Below are 14,669 nucleotides of genomic sequence, written 5' to 3' on the forward strand. Positions count from 1 at the left end.
TGCCTCTCGGTCAGGTGGGCCGGGTGAAGAGTCTGCCGTCCGCTCAACCGGGCAGCGGCGGCGGGTCGCCCGGCGCGGCGCCGATCTCGCCGACCTGCTGCCATCCCCACATGGTGCGCTCCCCGCGCTCCACCGGCGCGGGGACGGACGCCGGGGCGTAGGGCTCGTAGATCCGGAACTGGCCCCAGTCGAAGTCCCACTCGCCCGGCAGGTACGTCGGCAGCACCCGCTCGGCCCCGACCAGCGACGTCCAGCCGCGCGGACCGCCGCCGGAGGCGGCACCCCACTCGTCGCCCACCGAGCGCTGCTGGGTGTCGGCGAGCAGCCGGTAGGCGGGCACGTCGGCGACGCCGCCGTTCACCTCGAACCGGCGCAGGCAGGGGTGCACGAACGCGGTCGGCCAGTCCAGGTAGCCGGGACGGCCGGCGACGACGTCGGTCAGCGGCGTCAGCTGCGGGACCCGGGGCTGGGCGACGGCCAGCCAGGCGCTCGGCCCGAGCCCCTGGTCGGACGCGACGACCCGGACCCGGTCGGCGCCGGCGGCGGCGGTGCCGGACAGGTCGAGCCGGATGTCGCGCCAGGCGGACCCGCCGGCCGCGGTGCCGGCGTTGTCGGCGACCGACGTGACGGTGCCCGCGTTGCCGGACGGCGTGATCGTCTCCACCGGGCGGTCGCCCGCGGCGAACTCGAGGGTCAGCGAGTTCGGGCCCCCGACGGTCCCGGCGACGCCGAGCACCAGCGGGGCGTCCCCCCGCCGGGCCGCGGCCGGCAGCGTGTACCAGCCGGACCGGTACTCGCCGGTGTGCTCCGGATCCGGCGACCAGCTGCCGGTGACCGGCCCGCCCTGCGGCCCGGTGCCGGTGATCCCGGCCCGGGCCTGGCCGGTGCCGTCGTTGTCGCGCAGCGAGCCCGGCCCCGTGGGCGGCAGCCCGTCGCGGACGAAGCCCTGCTCCAGCGGCGGCTCGTCGAGCGGTCCGGGCGGGGCCGGCGGCAGCACGCCGGCGGCCGGATCGGTCTCGACGAGCAGGCGTCCGGCGAGGCCGCATTGCGAGCCCGTCGGGTCGGTGATGATGTCGGCGCCGAGCGAGTACGAGCCGGCCTGCTTCTCCATGCCCTTCGCCAGCGACGCGACCTGGAACAGCACCATGAACGCGCAGATCAGCGCGACCGGCGCGGAGCCGAGCCGCACGGCGCGGGCCTGTCCGCCGCGCCGCCGCCGCCGCCCGCCGGCCTGCGGGGGCGGCACCGGCCGCGGCACGCCGGGCGTGCGCAGGTGCTCGATCATGCCGACGACCAGCGAGATGCCGGCCAGGCCGAGCAGCAGGCCGGTCGCCGAGAACCCGCCGACCGACGGCGGCTTGTCGAACCACGGCACGCCCCAGTTGGAGACGTACCACCAGGTGTTCGGGCCGGTGAAGGCGAGCGCGGTGACCGCCAGCACGGCGGCGAGGAACAGCGACTGGTTGCGCCGGGAGCGCAGCACCCCGGTGCTGGTGGCGAGCGCGGCCAGCGCGGCGACGCCCGCGGCGAGCGCGGCGAACGCGCCGAAGTGGTGGGTCCACTTCGTCGGGGTGAGCGCGAGCACCGCGAACGACAGCACGGTGCTGCCGAGCAGCCGCCGGGAGAAGCCGAGCGCGGCCCCGGGGATCCGGCCGCGGCGCAGCAGCACGGCGCCGGCGACCGCGGTGCACAGCCACAGCAGCAGCACCGGGAACCGGCGCTGCAGCGCGCCGTCCCGGGACTCGGCGAACAGCAGGTCGTACCGGGACAGCTCCTGGTACCAGGACAGGTTCGGCCCGAGCTCGGTGCGGACCCGGGTGGCCTCGGAGATCGTCGCCCAGGTCTGGTCGCCGAACACGGCCAGCAGCACGATCAGCCCGGCGGCCAGCAGCGGCGCCAGCGTCGGCACCCAGCCTGCGGTCGCGGCGCGCTCGGTGAACAGCCGCAGCAGCGGCCGGGCGCCGGCCAGGAACGGCGCCAGCGCGATCAGCCCGGTGGGGGTCGCCGCGACCGCGAACGCCGCCGCGATCAGCGCACCGGCGACCGGGAGCAGCCGGCGGGTCGCCAGCGCCCGCTCCAGCATCACGAACGACACCAGCGCCGCGATCACCACGACGCTCTCCGGGCGCAGCCCGTTGTCGAACGGCAGCCAGAAGCACAGGAACACCCCGGCCGCGGCCCAGCCGGCGGACCGGCTGCGGCGGACCCGGGTGCCGAGGCGGGGGAGCAGTGCCCGGCTGATCAGGAACCAGGACGCGATGCCCATCGCGAGTGCGGGCAGGCGCAGCCACAGCACCGCCTCGGAGATCCCGCTCCACAGCGAGTACAGCTGGTAGAACCAGCCGAACGGCGCCTCGGGCGAGTTGAACCAGCGGTAGTAGTTGCCGATGTAGCCGGCCGCGTCGTTGCCGCGGGAGATCGCGAGGATGTACCCGTCGTCGGAGGTCATCGAGCCGATCACGGCCCACACCGCGAGCACGCCGACGACGACGGCGTCCCGGACCGAGTCCCGCCCGCGCAGCGCCCCGGCGAGCCGGCGGCCGTGCACGATCCGGCGGCCGTCCCGGTCGTCGATCCGGTGCAGGAACCACAGGCAGCCGGCCAGCGCGAGCGCGGCGAGCACCCCGGCCACCGTCTTCAGGCCGGTGGCGGAGGTGTCGTAGCGGTTGTCGGTGTCGAACGTCACCGACGTCCCGGCCATCGGGTCCAGCGCACCGTCCAGATCGGAGTACACGCCGACGACCTGCGGGCGGACGTCGCCACCCGCGTCGATCACGGTGCTGCCGCCGAGCGTCGCGGTGGTCGCGGCGCCGGTCGAGTCCAGCTCGAACGCGCAGCCGGGGCCCGGCGGGGGGAGCGGTTCGGTGGCGGCCCGCTGGCCGCGGTTGTCGACGGTGAGGACGCCGTCGGCGACGCTGATCTGCAGGCCGACGGCCGCCCCGTGCGGCGCCTGCGGCGGGACCGTGGCGAGGACCGTCGCCGGGCCGGGGGTGCGGTCGTCGAGGCTGCGGATCGCGTCACAGGTGATGGCGACCTGCAGCATCTCCGGCCGGTAGGCCACCAGGGGTGCGTCGATCGCCGCGGTGCCGGTCTCCGCGGTCGGCCAGGTGACGGTCGCGGTGCTCTGCACGACCGGCAGGAACGGGATGAGCAGCGCGAACACCGCGGAGAGCAGCCCGAGTGCCGCGGCGAGGACGCGGTCGGTGCCACGCGATCCGCGATCACCGGGCCGGGGCCCGACCCGCTGATCGGGTTCGCTCTCGACGCTCACCACGCGGCCGAGGCTAGACGGGCACCGAAGATCGACTGTGACACCCCCGTGATGACCGCTTGCGGATGTCGCCCCGTCGGGGTCTCAAGACGGCCCATGGTGACGCTGTGTCACCGGATGCGACATTCGGGCCCTCTTCAGGTGTCACCGGTGACGGTGGTGGCGATCTTTCGTTGGCCCCTCACGTGAGCATCCGCACTTCGCAGCGCCGGCCGGTGGACATCCCGGCCCAGGGCGTCCCCGGCCCCGGTGACACCCGCGCCGACCGGGTCGAACCGGCCGTCACCGGGGGGCGTGCCGAGGTGCGGGCGCTCACCGGGCTGCGGATCGTCGCGGCGCTGTGGGTGGTGGCGTTCCACTTCCACTTCACCCCGCTGGCCGGGGTGGGGATGGTGAACGACTGGCTCGGTCCGCTGGTCACGCAGGGTGCGCTCGGGGTCGATCTGTTCTTCGTCCTGAGCGGTTTCGTGATCGCCTGGACCTACCTCGAGCAGCTCGGTCCGCGACTGCGGATGGCCGACGCGGGCGGTTTCGTGTGGGCGCGGGCGGCGCGGATGTGGCCGGCCTACGCGGTCGTGCTGCATCTGTTCGGGATCTGGCTGGTGGCCCGCGCGCTGCTCGGCGGCACCGACGAGATCGCCTACCAGGCCGTCCAGCCGGAGCTGAGCGTCGGCGCCTGGCTGGAGCAGGTGTTCCTGGTCCAGATGTGGACCCAGCCCTATCTGGACGGTGCGTCCTGGGTCGGGCCGACCTGGTCGATCAGCGCGGAGTGGCTGGCCTACCTGCTGTTCCCGCTGCTCGCGGTGGTCTTCTTCCGGCTGCGGAACCTGCCGTTCGTGGTGCTCGCGGCCGGCTCACTGCTGTGCGTCGCACCGCTCGCGGCGGCGTTCGTGGTCGTCGGGTCGCCCTACTACCCGTACAGCTGGCTGGTCCGGATCCTCGGCGGGTTCTCCGCCGGTGTCCTGGCGATGCTGGCCGTGCGCAGGCTGCGTGAGCGGCCGGCCGGCACGACCGCCGCAACCGCGGCAGCTGCCTCTTCGGTGGCGACGTTCACCTTCGCCGCGATCCCGTTCGTCCTGCTCGCCGGCGGTGTCGCCTGGCACGGGCTGCACGGGCTGACGGTGCTGCTGTTCCCCGTGCTGGTCGGTGCGCTCGCGCTCGCCGACCGCGGGCCGGTGCACCGGCTGCTGTCCCGCGGCCCCGTCGTGCACGGGGGCCGCATCTCGTACGCGCTCTACCTCGTCCACATCCCGATGTTCGAGGTCTACTGGTTCCTGAGCGACTCAGGTGTCGTCCCCACCGGCGGGGCCACCGGCCACCTGATCGCGCTCACCGTCTTCGTGGGGACACTGCCCGTGGCACACCTGCTCTACACGCTCGTCGAACGCCCCGCCCGCCGGTGGATGCGTGCGCTGCCCGGTCGCCGGGGAGCCGCCGCCCCGCAGCCCGGCCCGGGTGGCCCCGCGCCGGTGGACGGCGGTCCCGCCCTGGTGGACGGCGGCCCCGCCCTGGTGGGCGTCGGTGGCACAGCCCGGCAGGGCGAGGCCGGCACAGCCCGGCCGGGCGGGACCGGCACAGCCCGGCCGGGCGGGACCGGTGCCGTTCTGCGGGTGGACAGCGACGCGGCCCGTCGCGACCCGGAGACGACGGTCTTCCCGGTCGTGACCGACCCGGCCCGGCGCCGGGTCACCACCGACGACGCGCGGATCGACCCCGAGACCGCCCTGATCCCGGTGGTCCGGGCGGCCGGGCGGCCGGTGCCCGCGGAGCGCCCGGTGCCGGTCCAGCACAGTGCACCGGTCGAGCGTGCTGTGCCGGTCGGGCACGGTGCGCCGACGGAGGACGCTGTGCCGGTGGGATCGGCTCCGGGCCGCCCGCCCGCGGAGCCCGCCGACGCCGCGGTCCCGGCGCAGGCCGACCACCGGGTCGCGGCGCAGGCCGACCACCGGATCTCGGTGCGGGGCGACGACCGGACCCCCGAGCAGCAGGCCGACCGGACCCCGGAGCGGCAGGCCGACCGGACCTCGGAGCGGCAGGCCGACCGGACCCCGGCACAGCAGGACGACCTGGCCCCGGCGCAGCAGGCCGACCGGGCCCCGTCCCCCTCCGGCGGCGTCGTCCCGGCGGGAACGGCCCGCTGGGTGCTGGACCGGCTCGCGGCCGCCCGCGCGGTGGGCGGCGACGGGCTGGGCGGCGGCGTCGCAGCCGATCTGGTCGCGCTCACCCGCCCCCGCGACGACGTCCGCGGCCCGGAGCTGTTCAGCCCGGTCGTCGACGGACCGGGGCCGCCCGCGGGCACCGACCGGGCGCAGCGGCTGCGGTCGCTGCAGCGCGCGGCCCGCGAGCTGTCCGAGGAGCCGCGCGGTGGCGTGGTGCCGGCGCCGCGCGCGATCAGGTCCGCCTCGGCACTGCCCGGGACCCGCAGCGGGGCGGAGAACTGCGGCCGCGGGTCGCACCGCCGGGACGTGGCGCACGGCAGCGCCGCCACCCCGATCGTGGCCGCCTCGGGGGAGGCCGCCCGCCGCCGCCGCAAGCGGCCCTCGCACGGGATCTGATCCGGCGCCCGTCCGGCACGTCCCGGTGGGCGGGTGCCGGACGGGTGGCCGGGGCCGCGCGGGGGAGAATGAGCCCGCCCGATCCCGCCGACTCCTGTGGACCGATGACTCCGACCAGCCCCTCCCGCGCCGACCTGCCGGATCCCGCACCCGCCCCGCCGGACACCGCGGCCCTGCACTGGTACCTGCGCCTGGTCCGCCGTCACCTCGGTCGCGGGCCGTATCTCGACGTCGCCGGGGCCGGCGGGCTGCTGCTCGCCGGTCTCGCCCGGCTCGGCCCGGCGTCCGGCCTGGCCGGGTCCGATGCGGAGGCGGACGCGATGCGGTCCGGTGCCCCCGGCTGCCCGGTGCACCGCCGGCTCGACGACCTGCCCGGCGCGGTCGCCGCGCTGACCGCCGTCGAGGTGCTGGACCGGCTCCCGGACGACGCGCTGGCCGGTGACACCGGGCCCGGCGGCTGGTTCCGGGTACTGGAACCGGGCGGGCACGCGCTCGTCGTCGCCGCCGACGCCGAGGGCCGCGGCCGCGAGCTGGCCGGTGCGCGCTGGGTCCCGCCGCGCCACCCGCGGGGGCACGTCCGGATCCGGGAGATCCTCACCGACACCGGGTTCGACGTCGTCCGCGAGGGTGCGGACGGGCTGACCCGCCCGCCCTACGGCGGCGTCCCGGCGCTGCTCGACCCGCGCCTGACCGCGACCAGGGCGCAGCGCTCGTCGGGCCGGTTGAGCATGGCCGTCGGCAGCGGCGAGCGGGCGGTGTTCGTGCTTCGCAAGCCCGGCTGACGGCGAAGGAGGGCAAGATAGTTGTCATGAGCGACGTTCTTCCCCTCGGCCCCGACGAGCTGCTCTCCACCACCCGTTCGGTCCGCAAGCGCCTCGATCTCACCCGCGACGTCCCGCTGGACGTCGTCCGGGACGCCCTCGAGGTCGCCCTGCAGGCGCCCAGCGGCTCCAACCAGCAGGGCTGGCACTGGCTGGTCGTGACCGACCCGGACAAGCGCAAGGCGATCGGCGAGTACTACCGCGAGTCCTACACCGCGTACCGGAACGGCCCGACGTACCCCACCAACCGGTCGACCGGCGACACCGAGCGGGACGTCGTCCAGAGCCGGGTCGCCGACAGCGCGACCTACCTCGCGGAGCGGATGGGGGAGGTCCCGGTCCTGGTGATCGGCGCGCTGCAGGCGTCGGCCGAGCTGCCGGCGTCGAACCAGGCGGGTCTGTGGGGGTCGCTGCTGCCGGCCGCGTGGAGCCTGCAGCTGGCGCTGCGGGCGCGCGGGCTGGGCAGCGCGTGGACCACCCTGCACCTGAAGTACGAGAAGGAGATCTCGCAGCTCCTGGGCGTCCCCGACGACGTCCGCCAGGGCGTCCTGCTGCCCGTCGCGTACTACACCGGGGACACCTTCAAGCCCGCGAAGCGGGCGCCGCTCGACACCGTCCTGCACGTCGACGGCTGGTGAGCCGGGTCAGATCGGCAGCTTCCGGAAGATCGGCCGCGGCACGTGCCGCAGCGCGCTCATCACGAACCGCATCGGCGCCGGTGCCCACACCAGCTCCTTGCGGTTGCGCACCGCGTCGGTGATCACGTCCGCGACCGCCTGCGGCGTGGTCGCCAGCGGGGCCGGGTCGAGGCCGTCGGTCATCTTCGAGTGCACGAACCCGGGACGCACGATCGTGACGGTCACGCCGTGCTCGCGCAGCGCCTCGGTCAGTCCGGTGTAGAACGCGTCCATCCCGGCCTTCGTCGAGCCGTAAACGAAGTTCGAGCGGCGGGCGCGTTCCCCGGCGACCGAGGAGATCGCGACGATCGAGCCGTGCCCCTGCTCGCGGAACCGCTCGGCCAGCGCGACCCCGGTGGAGACGGTCGCGGTGTAGTTGACCTGGGCGAGCTCGACGGCGTGCTCGACGTCGGTCCAGGCCCGCTCGTTGTCGCCGAGCAGGCCGAACGCGACGATCGCGACGTCGATGTCGCCGCCGGCGAACGCCTTGCGCACCACCTCGGCGTGCGTGTCGAGCTGCGCGGCGTCGAACTCGAGGGTCTCCACCCCGCAGCCCAGCGCCTCCAGCTCGGTCCGGGCGGCGTCCAGCCGGGGCCCGGGCCGGGCGGCCAGCACCACCCGCATCGGGCGGTCCGACGCGAACGCGCGGACGGTGGCCAGGCCGATCTCGGAGGTGCCACCGAGCAGCAGGATGCTCTGCGGGTTGCCCACGGCGTCGATCATGGTTCGGAGAACTCCAGGGTCAGAGGGTGAGCTTGAGGCGGCGGGACATGTCGGAGGCGAAGACGCCCGACGGGTCGGCGGCGTCGCGGACGGCCTTCCACTCGTCGAACCGCGGGTAGCCGGCGGCGAACGCCTCCGGCGAGGTCCGCGACTCCTTCGCCAGGTACAGCCGGCCGCCGGCGGCGAGCACCAGCTCGTCGAGCTCGGTGCAGAACCGGGACAGGCCGTCGGTGATCGGGAAGTCGACGGTGATCGTCCAGCCCTCGGTCGGGAACGACAGCGGTGCGTCGTTCCCGGCGCCGAACCGCTTGAACACGTTCAGCGCCGAGTCGAACGGCGACTGCGAGATCCGCTCGACGATCCGGCGCAGCGCCGTCTCCTCGCCGCGCGGCACCACGAACTGGTACTGCAGGAAACCCTTGGACCCGTAGATCCGGTTCCAGCCGCCGAACACGTCGAGCACCTGGTAGAACGCGGTGATGTTCTGCACCGAGCCGCGCTGGCGGCGGGGTGCCTTGCGGAACCACAGCTCGCTGAACGCGCGCACCGACAGCTTGTTGATCAGGCCGTTGGGGAAGGCGTCCGGGAAGCTCAGCAGCTGCGGCGCGTCGAACTTCAGCGGGTCCGAGCGCAGCTTCGCGGGCAGCTGGTCGACGGTCGCGAGCGAGCCGCGGGTGAGCACGCTGCGGCCCAGCCGGGCGCCGGTCGTGGTGGTGTCGAACCAGGCGGCGGAGTAGCCGTAGGTGTCGTCGGAGCCGTCGGTGAGCAGCTCCAGCAGGCCGTCCAGGTCGTCGGTCCGGTCGGTGTCCACGACGAAGTACGCCGACTCGGTGCGGTGCAGCCGGATCCGCGCCCGGACGATCACCCCGGTCAGGCCCATTCCGCCGACGGTCGCCCAGAACAGCTCCGAGTCCGGGGTCAGCTCGTGCACCGAGCCGTCGGCGAGGACGATCTGCAGCCACTCGACGTGGTTACCGAAGCTGCCCTTGGTGTGGTGGTTCTTGCCGTGCACGTCGGCGCCGATCGCGCCGCCGATGGTGACCTGGCGGGTGCCGGGCAGCACCGGGACCCACAGCCCGTGCGGCAGCGCGGCGCGCATCAGCTGGTCCAGCGAGACGCCCGCGTCGACGTCGGCGACGCCGGTGTCCGGGTCGATCGAGTGGATCCGGTCCAGGCCGGGCATGTCCAGGACGACGCCGCCGGCGTTCTGCGCCGGGTCGCCGTAGGACCGGCCCAGGCCGCGGGCGATCACGCCCCGCTCGCCAGCGGTGCGCACCGCCGTGGCGACGTCCTCGGCGTCGCGCGGGGTGACCAGCTGCGCGAGCGTGGGCGCGGTCCGTCCCCAGCCGTGCAGGGCGGTGGTCCGGCGGGTGGGTGTCCCGGACCGGAGGCTGCCGGGAACGGTCGTGTCCGTCACCGGGCCCAGGGTAGACACCCGTCCCTGGCGGGCTCGTCGCGGTGCAACCGCCGTGCTGTCACCGCGCGGACCCGGCACCGCGGTGACCGGTCGCGGGGTGGGAGGCGCCACACTGGGCAGGTGCTGGACGAGCGGCAGGCCCCGCGTGCCCTGGGCGCGCTGCCGCCGCGGCGCACCCGGGCCACCGCGGCGGGCTGGTACCTGCTGCTCGGCATCGGCTACCTGCTGGTCTCGCTGTGGCTGCAGCGGCGCGCGCTGGCCGACCCGGGCGGGGTGCTGATCGGGCACGTCACCGCCGACGCCGACATGTTCGCCTGGTGGCTGAACTGGCTCCCGTTCGCGACGGCGCACGGCGAGAACCCGCTGCTCACCGACTGGATGCACTGGCCGTACGGGCTGAACGCGCTGTGGAACACCGCGGTCCCGCTGCTCGGCGTGCTGCTCGCCCCGGTCACCGTGGCGGCCGGCTCGGTGGCCGCGTTCAACGTCGGCGTGGTGCTCGGGCCGGTCGTGTCCGGGCTGCTGCTGGTCGCCGCGCTCGGCCCGTTCGTGCGGTCCGCGGGCCCGCGCGGCTGGGCGGCCCGCGGCGTCGCCGGGGCGCTGTACGCGTTCTCCCCGTTCCATCTCGCGCACGCCGTCGCCGGGCACCTGAACCTCACCTGGTCGGTGCTGCCGCCGCTGCTGCTCCTGCTCGTCCACCACCTGTTCGGCCGCGGACCGGTCGCCCGGCCGTGGCTGGTCGGCGGGCTGGCCGGACTGGCGTTCGCCGGCCAGCTCGTGCTGTACACCCAGACCCTGGCGATCGGCGTCATCCTGCTGGTGCTGACGGCGCTGCTGCTGGCGCTGCGGTACCCGCGGCGGGTCCGGGCCCGGCTGCCCGGCCTGGTCCGGGCCGGGGTGGCCTGCGTCGGGGTGTTCGCCGCGGTCGGCGCCTACCCGCTGTACCTGGTGCTGGCCGGGCCGAACCGGCCGCGCGCGGCGATCCGCAACGTGCACGCGACCGGGGCGGATCTGGCGAACGTGCTGGTCCCGACCCGGATGACGGCGTTCCGGCTGACCCCGGACGTGACCGGCGAGCAGCTGCGCGGGCACATCGGCGAGCAGGGCGGCTACGTCGGGCTGGCGATGCTGGCGCTGGTGGTCGTCGCGGTGGTGGTGGTCCGCTCGACGGCGCTGCGGGTGCTGGCGGCGGTCGCCGCGCTGTCCTGGCTGTGCTCGCTCGGCACCGCGGTGGTGCTGTTCGGCCGGGAGACCGGGATCCCGCTGCCCTGGCTGGGTCTCGCCCGGGTGCCGCTGCTCAGCGACATCGAGCCGGTGCGGATCCAGGTCGTCACCGCGCTGTGCGTGGCCGCGGTGGTCGCCATCTGGATCGACCGGATGCCGCTCGCCCCGCCGGGCACCCGGGTCGGCGCGCTGGCGCTCACCGGTTTCGCGCTGCTCAGCTGGCTGCCCGCGGACGCCCAGGAGGTCCGGCCGGCCCCGGTGCCGGAGTTCTTCGCCGCCGGGGCGGGCGGGCTCGGCCCGGACGACGTCGTCGAGATCTACCCGCGGATCACCGCCGCCTGGGACGACGGCGCGCAGGGCCTGCGCTGGCAGGCGGCGTCCGGGCCGGACTTCCGGATCCGCGGCGGCTACTTCATCGCCTCCGACCCGGAGGACGACGTCGTCGTGCAGAGCCGCTGGAACCGCTACCAGATCGGCGCGCAGTGGGTCGCCGACGGCAAGAACGACCCCAGTGACGGCTACGCCGCCGAGGCGGACGCCGAGCTGCGCCGGCTGGGGATCACCGCGGTGGTGATGGTGCCGGGCCGGGCGGTCGACGGCGGCGACGAGGACCGCGTCGTCGAGTGGACCCGCCGGGTGACCGGCGATCCGGGCCGGTTCGACGGCGGGGCGTGGCTGTTCCGGCTCCCCGCCGCCGCCCCGGTCGGCTGAGCACCGGTGGCCGTTTACCCTGGACACGTGGACGGTCCGCGGGTTCCCGGCGAGCGGCGCGAGATCAGGATCTCCGACGCCGACCGCGAGCGTGCCGCCGAACGGCTCAACCGGGCCATGGCGGAGGGCCGCATCTCGGTGGACGAGCTGCAGGAGCGGCTGAGCACCGTCTACGCGGCCCGGTTCGGCGCGGACCTGCTGCCGGTGCTGTCCGATCTGCCCGGTGATCCGCTGAACCTGAGCGCCGACGTCCTCGCCACCCCGGTCGGCCCGCCCACGGTGCTGCGCGGCGGGGTCGGCCCGCTCAAGCGGCGCGGGCGCTGGAACGTCCCGCCCCGGCTGCGGGTGCAGAGCTCGTTCGGCTCGGTGCTGCTGGACTTCTGCGAGGCCGAGCTGCCCTCGCCGGTGGTCGAGGTGGAGCTGGAGCTCGGCGCCGGTTCGGCCCGGCTGCTGGTGCCCGAGCACGCCACCGCCGACGTCGACGGCCTGGTCTCGTCGTTCGGCTCGATCCGCTCGAAGGTGGCGTCCCGGCCGGTGCACGGGCGTCCGCACTTCCGGGTCTACGGCCGCACCTCCGCCGGGTCGGTGACCGTCCGCACCCGCTACACGTTCGCCGGCCGGCACTTCTGACCTGCGGGTCCCGGCGCGGTCCCGACCCCCCTCGGGGCCGCGCCGGGTGGCTCAGCGGAAGCGGCGGCCCTCGTCGCGCCGGTAGGCCCAGCCCGCGACCAGCGCCGCCAGCACCGTCCAGCCGGCGAAGGCGAGCACCGTCAGAAGCCCCGGGGTGGGCCCGCCGAGGCTGAGGATCAGCAGGTCACGGGCACCGCGGGTGGGCAGCAGCGACGACACGACCTGCATCCAGTCCGGGAACAGCGCCGGCGGCAGCAGCAGCCCGCCGCCGAACGCCATCGGGAAGAACACCAGCTGCACCACCGGCAGCGCGACCTTCGTCGGCAGCGAGTAGCCGATCGCGAGGCCGCCGAGCAGGAACGGCAGCCCGCCGAGCGCCAGCATCGCGACCGCGCCGAGCATCCGGCCCGGTGGCACCGTCGCCGCGGTGAACAGCGCGCCCACCACGAGCACCGGCAGCACCGAGAGCAGCGCGAAGAAGCCGCCGCACGCCAGCCGGGCCACGATCCGGGCCGCCGCCGGCGCCGGGAGCGTCCGCAGGTAGGGGTCCCACGGCTTCTCCCGGTCGTCGGCGACACCGACGCCGAAGGTGAACAGGAACCCGGTCAGCACCCCGAACAGGGCCAGCTGCGCGACCGCCGCGGTGGCCGCGGCCGGATCCTGCGAGTAGTCGAACGGCAGCACGAAGAACAGCAGCGTCAGCGCCGGGAACAGCGCCGAGGACAGCACCGCGATCGGGATCCGGAGCTGTTCGAGCACCAGGTAGCGGACGTGCGCGGCGACCAGCGCGGCGGCCGGGCGGGGCGCGGTGCGGGTGCTCATCGGGTGCCTCCGGTGAGTGACAGGAAGGCGTCCTCCAGGGACGCCCGCTGCACGCCGAGATCGGAGAACGCGACGTCGTGGCGGACCAGGGTGCGGACCAGCTCGTCGGCGTCCGCGGTGTGCAGGGTCCAGCGGTCCCCGTCCCGTTCGGCGTGCTCGACGCCCGGCAGCTCGGGCAGCAGCGGCGCGTGCAGCGTGACCCGGCTGCGCCGGACCGCCCCGCGCACGGCGCCGACGTCGCCGTCGGCCCGGATCCGGCCGGCGGCGAGCACCACCACCCGCTCGGCGAGGTTCTCGATCTCGTCCAGGTAGTGGGTGGTGAGCAGGACGGTCCCGCCGCCGGCGTGGAAGTCGCGGACGGCGTCCCACAGCGCCCGGCGCCCCTCGACGTCCAGCCCGGTGGTCGGCTCGTCGAGCAGCACCAGCCGGGGCCGCCCGCAGAAGGCCAGCGCGACGGCGAGCCGCCGCTTCTGGCCACCGGACAGTCCGCCGGTCTGCCGGCGTTCCAGGCCGCCCAGGCCGAACCGCTCCAGCAGCTCGCCGGCCGGGACCGGATCCGGGAAGTGCCCGGAGACGAAGCGCAGCACCTCGCCGACCCGCAGCGTCTCGGGCAGTCCGGTCTGCTGGGGCGTGGTGCCCAGCGCGACCCGGCTGGCCGCGTCCCGCGGGTCGCCGCCGAACAGCCGGACCGTGCCGGAGTCGGCCCGGCGGAGGCCGGCGACCAGGTTGACCAGGGTCGACTTGCCCGCGCCGTTCGGTCCGAGCAGCCCGGTGAGGCTGCCGGGCTCGAGGGTGAGGTCGACCTCGTCGAGCGCGACGGTGTCGCCGTAGCGACGGCTGACCCCGGCGAGCTCCACCGGTGCCGTCATCGTCCGACCTCGGTGCCGGACTGCGGCGCGAGCAGTGCCCGCAGCGCGGTCGTGTAGTCCTCGAACGCCCGGCGACCGCTTCTCGTCAGTTCGACGAAGGTGACCGGGGTGCGGCGCTGGTGCGTCTTCGTGATCGCGACGTAGCCGGCGTCCTCCAGCTTCCGCAGGTGGGTCGACAGGTTCCCGGCGGTCATCTCCAGGAGCTCCTGGAGCCGGGGGAACGTCATCCGGTCGCCGTCCGGCAGCGTCGCGAGGGTGGCGGTGACGCGCAGCCGGGCCTGGGCGTGGATGACCGGATCGAGCTCGGTCACCGCGCCCTCCGGTGCAGGAGCCCGGCGACGATCAGCGCGCCGCCGCCGCCGAGACCCATCACCAGGGAGTTCCACGGGTCGGGGGCGAACGCGGTGACGACGGCGACCGCCTGCACGGTCAGGCCCGTCCAGTAGTCGACGGCGCTGTGCACGAAGGCGCCGGTCGCCATGTAGAGCACGCCGACGACGAACACGAAGAGCACCGGGAACGGGTTCGCGCCGCTCGGAGTGACGGCCGGTGCGAACGCCGCGGCGATCGCACCGGTACCGATCATCGCGACCATCCAGCCGACGCCGTACATGGCGCCGAACCGGCTGGAGGTGCCCTGCACGCCGCGGCCCATCCGGATCCCGATCACCGCGCTCAGCACGATCGCGATGCCGACCGTGACACCGGTGATCGCCCAGGCGTCCACGGCGGGTCCGAGACCGGCGCGGTCGGCGAACCAGGCGAGCCCGATCAGCAGCCAGGCCACGCCCCAGAACAGGAAGTACGGGGCGAAGTCCGGCGTCCGGCGGGCCTGCTCGCGTTCGATGATCGCCAGGGCGTCGGCCGGCGAGGCCGGTGGCTCGTCGCCGACGTCGGTGCTCGGCCGGTCCTGCATCGTCTCCTCCAGCGCGGAGTAGTTTGCCTTCGT

General features: G+C 75.1%; 12 protein-coding genes. 5 read left to right on the forward strand and 7 right to left on the reverse strand.

Going from position 1 to position 14,669, the window contains the following annotated elements; all coding sequences use genetic code 11:
• Positions 1-43: 43 nt before the first annotated feature.
• A complete protein-coding gene (locus ABD160_RS18940; protein WP_344024269.1) occupies positions 44-3,271 on the reverse strand; it encodes an arabinosyltransferase domain-containing protein in 3,228 nt (1,075 codons plus the stop codon).
• A gap of 185 nt (positions 3,272-3,456) precedes the next feature.
• Between ABD160_RS18940 and ABD160_RS18945 the strand changes: the two genes are divergently transcribed.
• From ABD160_RS18945 to ABD160_RS18955, 3 genes are all read left to right on the forward strand, one after another.
• On the forward strand, positions 3,457-5,826 hold the full coding sequence (locus tag ABD160_RS18945; RefSeq protein WP_344024271.1) for an acyltransferase family protein: 2,370 nt from the start codon (positions 3,457-3,459) through the stop codon (positions 5,824-5,826).
• Between the two features lie 104 nt (positions 5,827-5,930).
• On the forward strand, positions 5,931-6,608 hold the full coding sequence (locus ABD160_RS18950; RefSeq protein ID WP_344024273.1) for a hypothetical protein: 678 nt from the start codon (positions 5,931-5,933) through the stop codon (positions 6,606-6,608).
• A gap of 26 nt (positions 6,609-6,634) precedes the next feature.
• Positions 6,635-7,285 (forward strand): nitroreductase family protein, encoded by a 651-nt coding sequence (locus ABD160_RS18955; RefSeq protein ID WP_344024275.1) that lies wholly within the window; start codon positions 6,635-6,637, stop codon positions 7,283-7,285.
• 6 nt (positions 7,286-7,291) lie between these two features.
• Here the strand turns inward: ABD160_RS18955 and dprE2 are convergent, their stop codons facing one another.
• Positions 7,292-8,047, reverse strand: coding sequence for a decaprenylphospho-beta-D-erythro-pentofuranosid-2-ulose 2-reductase (gene dprE2, locus ABD160_RS18960; RefSeq protein WP_344024277.1), 756 nt, complete (start codon positions 8,045-8,047; stop codon positions 7,292-7,294).
• 19 nt (positions 8,048-8,066) lie between these two features.
• Positions 8,067-9,401, reverse strand: coding sequence for a decaprenylphosphoryl-beta-D-ribose oxidase (gene dprE1 / locus ABD160_RS18965; RefSeq protein WP_344024375.1), 1,335 nt, complete (start codon positions 9,399-9,401; stop codon positions 8,067-8,069).
• A 183-nt stretch (positions 9,402-9,584) separates the two neighbouring features.
• On the opposite strand from dprE1, the gene ABD160_RS18970 reads away from it, so the two are divergent.
• Positions 9,585-11,399 (forward strand): hypothetical protein, encoded by a 1,815-nt coding sequence (locus ABD160_RS18970; protein WP_344024279.1) that lies wholly within the window; start codon positions 9,585-9,587, stop codon positions 11,397-11,399.
• A 27-nt stretch (positions 11,400-11,426) separates the two neighbouring features.
• Positions 11,427-12,029, forward strand: a complete 603-nt coding sequence (locus tag ABD160_RS18975; protein ID WP_344024281.1) for a DUF1707 domain-containing protein — start codon at positions 11,427-11,429, stop codon at positions 12,027-12,029.
• A 51-nt stretch (positions 12,030-12,080) separates the two neighbouring features.
• Here the strand turns inward: ABD160_RS18975 and ABD160_RS18980 are convergent, their stop codons facing one another.
• The 4 genes from ABD160_RS18980 to ABD160_RS18995 are packed head-to-tail and all read right to left on the reverse strand — an operon-like array spanning position 12,081 to position 14,636.
• Positions 12,081-12,851, reverse strand: a complete 771-nt coding sequence (locus ABD160_RS18980) for an ABC transporter permease (protein WP_344024283.1) — start codon at positions 12,849-12,851, stop codon at positions 12,081-12,083.
• On the reverse strand, positions 12,848-13,720 hold the full coding sequence (locus tag ABD160_RS18985; protein WP_344024285.1) for an ABC transporter ATP-binding protein: 873 nt from the start codon (positions 13,718-13,720) through the stop codon (positions 12,848-12,850). The genes ABD160_RS18980 and ABD160_RS18985 overlap by 4 nt, the downstream gene beginning before the upstream one ends.
• Positions 13,717-14,031, reverse strand: coding sequence for a transcriptional regulator (locus ABD160_RS18990; protein ID WP_344024287.1), 315 nt, complete (start codon positions 14,029-14,031; stop codon positions 13,717-13,719). Before ABD160_RS18990 ends, ABD160_RS18985 begins: the two co-directional genes overlap by 4 nt.
• Complete coding sequence (locus ABD160_RS18995) at positions 14,028-14,636, reverse strand: hypothetical protein (protein ID WP_344024289.1); 609 nt, start codon at positions 14,634-14,636, stop codon at positions 14,028-14,030. The genes ABD160_RS18990 and ABD160_RS18995 overlap by 4 nt, the downstream gene beginning before the upstream one ends.
• Positions 14,637-14,669: the final 33 nt, after the last annotated feature.

It is taken from the genome of Pseudonocardia kongjuensis (genome assembly GCF_039526905.1).
Classification (GTDB): Bacteria; Actinomycetota; Actinomycetes; order Mycobacteriales; family Pseudonocardiaceae; genus Pseudonocardia; species Pseudonocardia kongjuensis.

Excerpts from the sequence above, each read along its gene's own strand:
- ABD160_RS18950 (WP_344024273.1), top strand. The coding sequence starts at position 5,931 with ATGACTCCGACCAGCCCCTCCCGCGCCGACCTGCCGGATCCCGCACCC.
- ABD160_RS18955 (WP_344024275.1), top strand. The coding sequence starts at position 6,635 with ATGAGCGACGTTCTTCCCCTCGGCCCCGACGAGCTGCTCTCCACCACC.
- dprE2 (WP_344024277.1), bottom strand. The coding sequence starts at position 8,047 with ATGATCGACGCCGTGGGCAACCCGCAGAGCATCCTGCTGCTCGGTGGC.
- ABD160_RS18980 (WP_344024283.1), bottom strand. The coding sequence starts at position 12,851 with ATGAGCACCCGCACCGCGCCCCGCCCGGCCGCCGCGCTGGTCGCCGCG.
- ABD160_RS18985 (WP_344024285.1), bottom strand. The coding sequence starts at position 13,720 with ATGACGGCACCGGTGGAGCTCGCCGGGGTCAGCCGTCGCTACGGCGAC.
- ABD160_RS18995 (WP_344024289.1), bottom strand. The coding sequence starts at position 14,636 with ATGCAGGACCGGCCGAGCACCGACGTCGGCGACGAGCCACCGGCCTCG.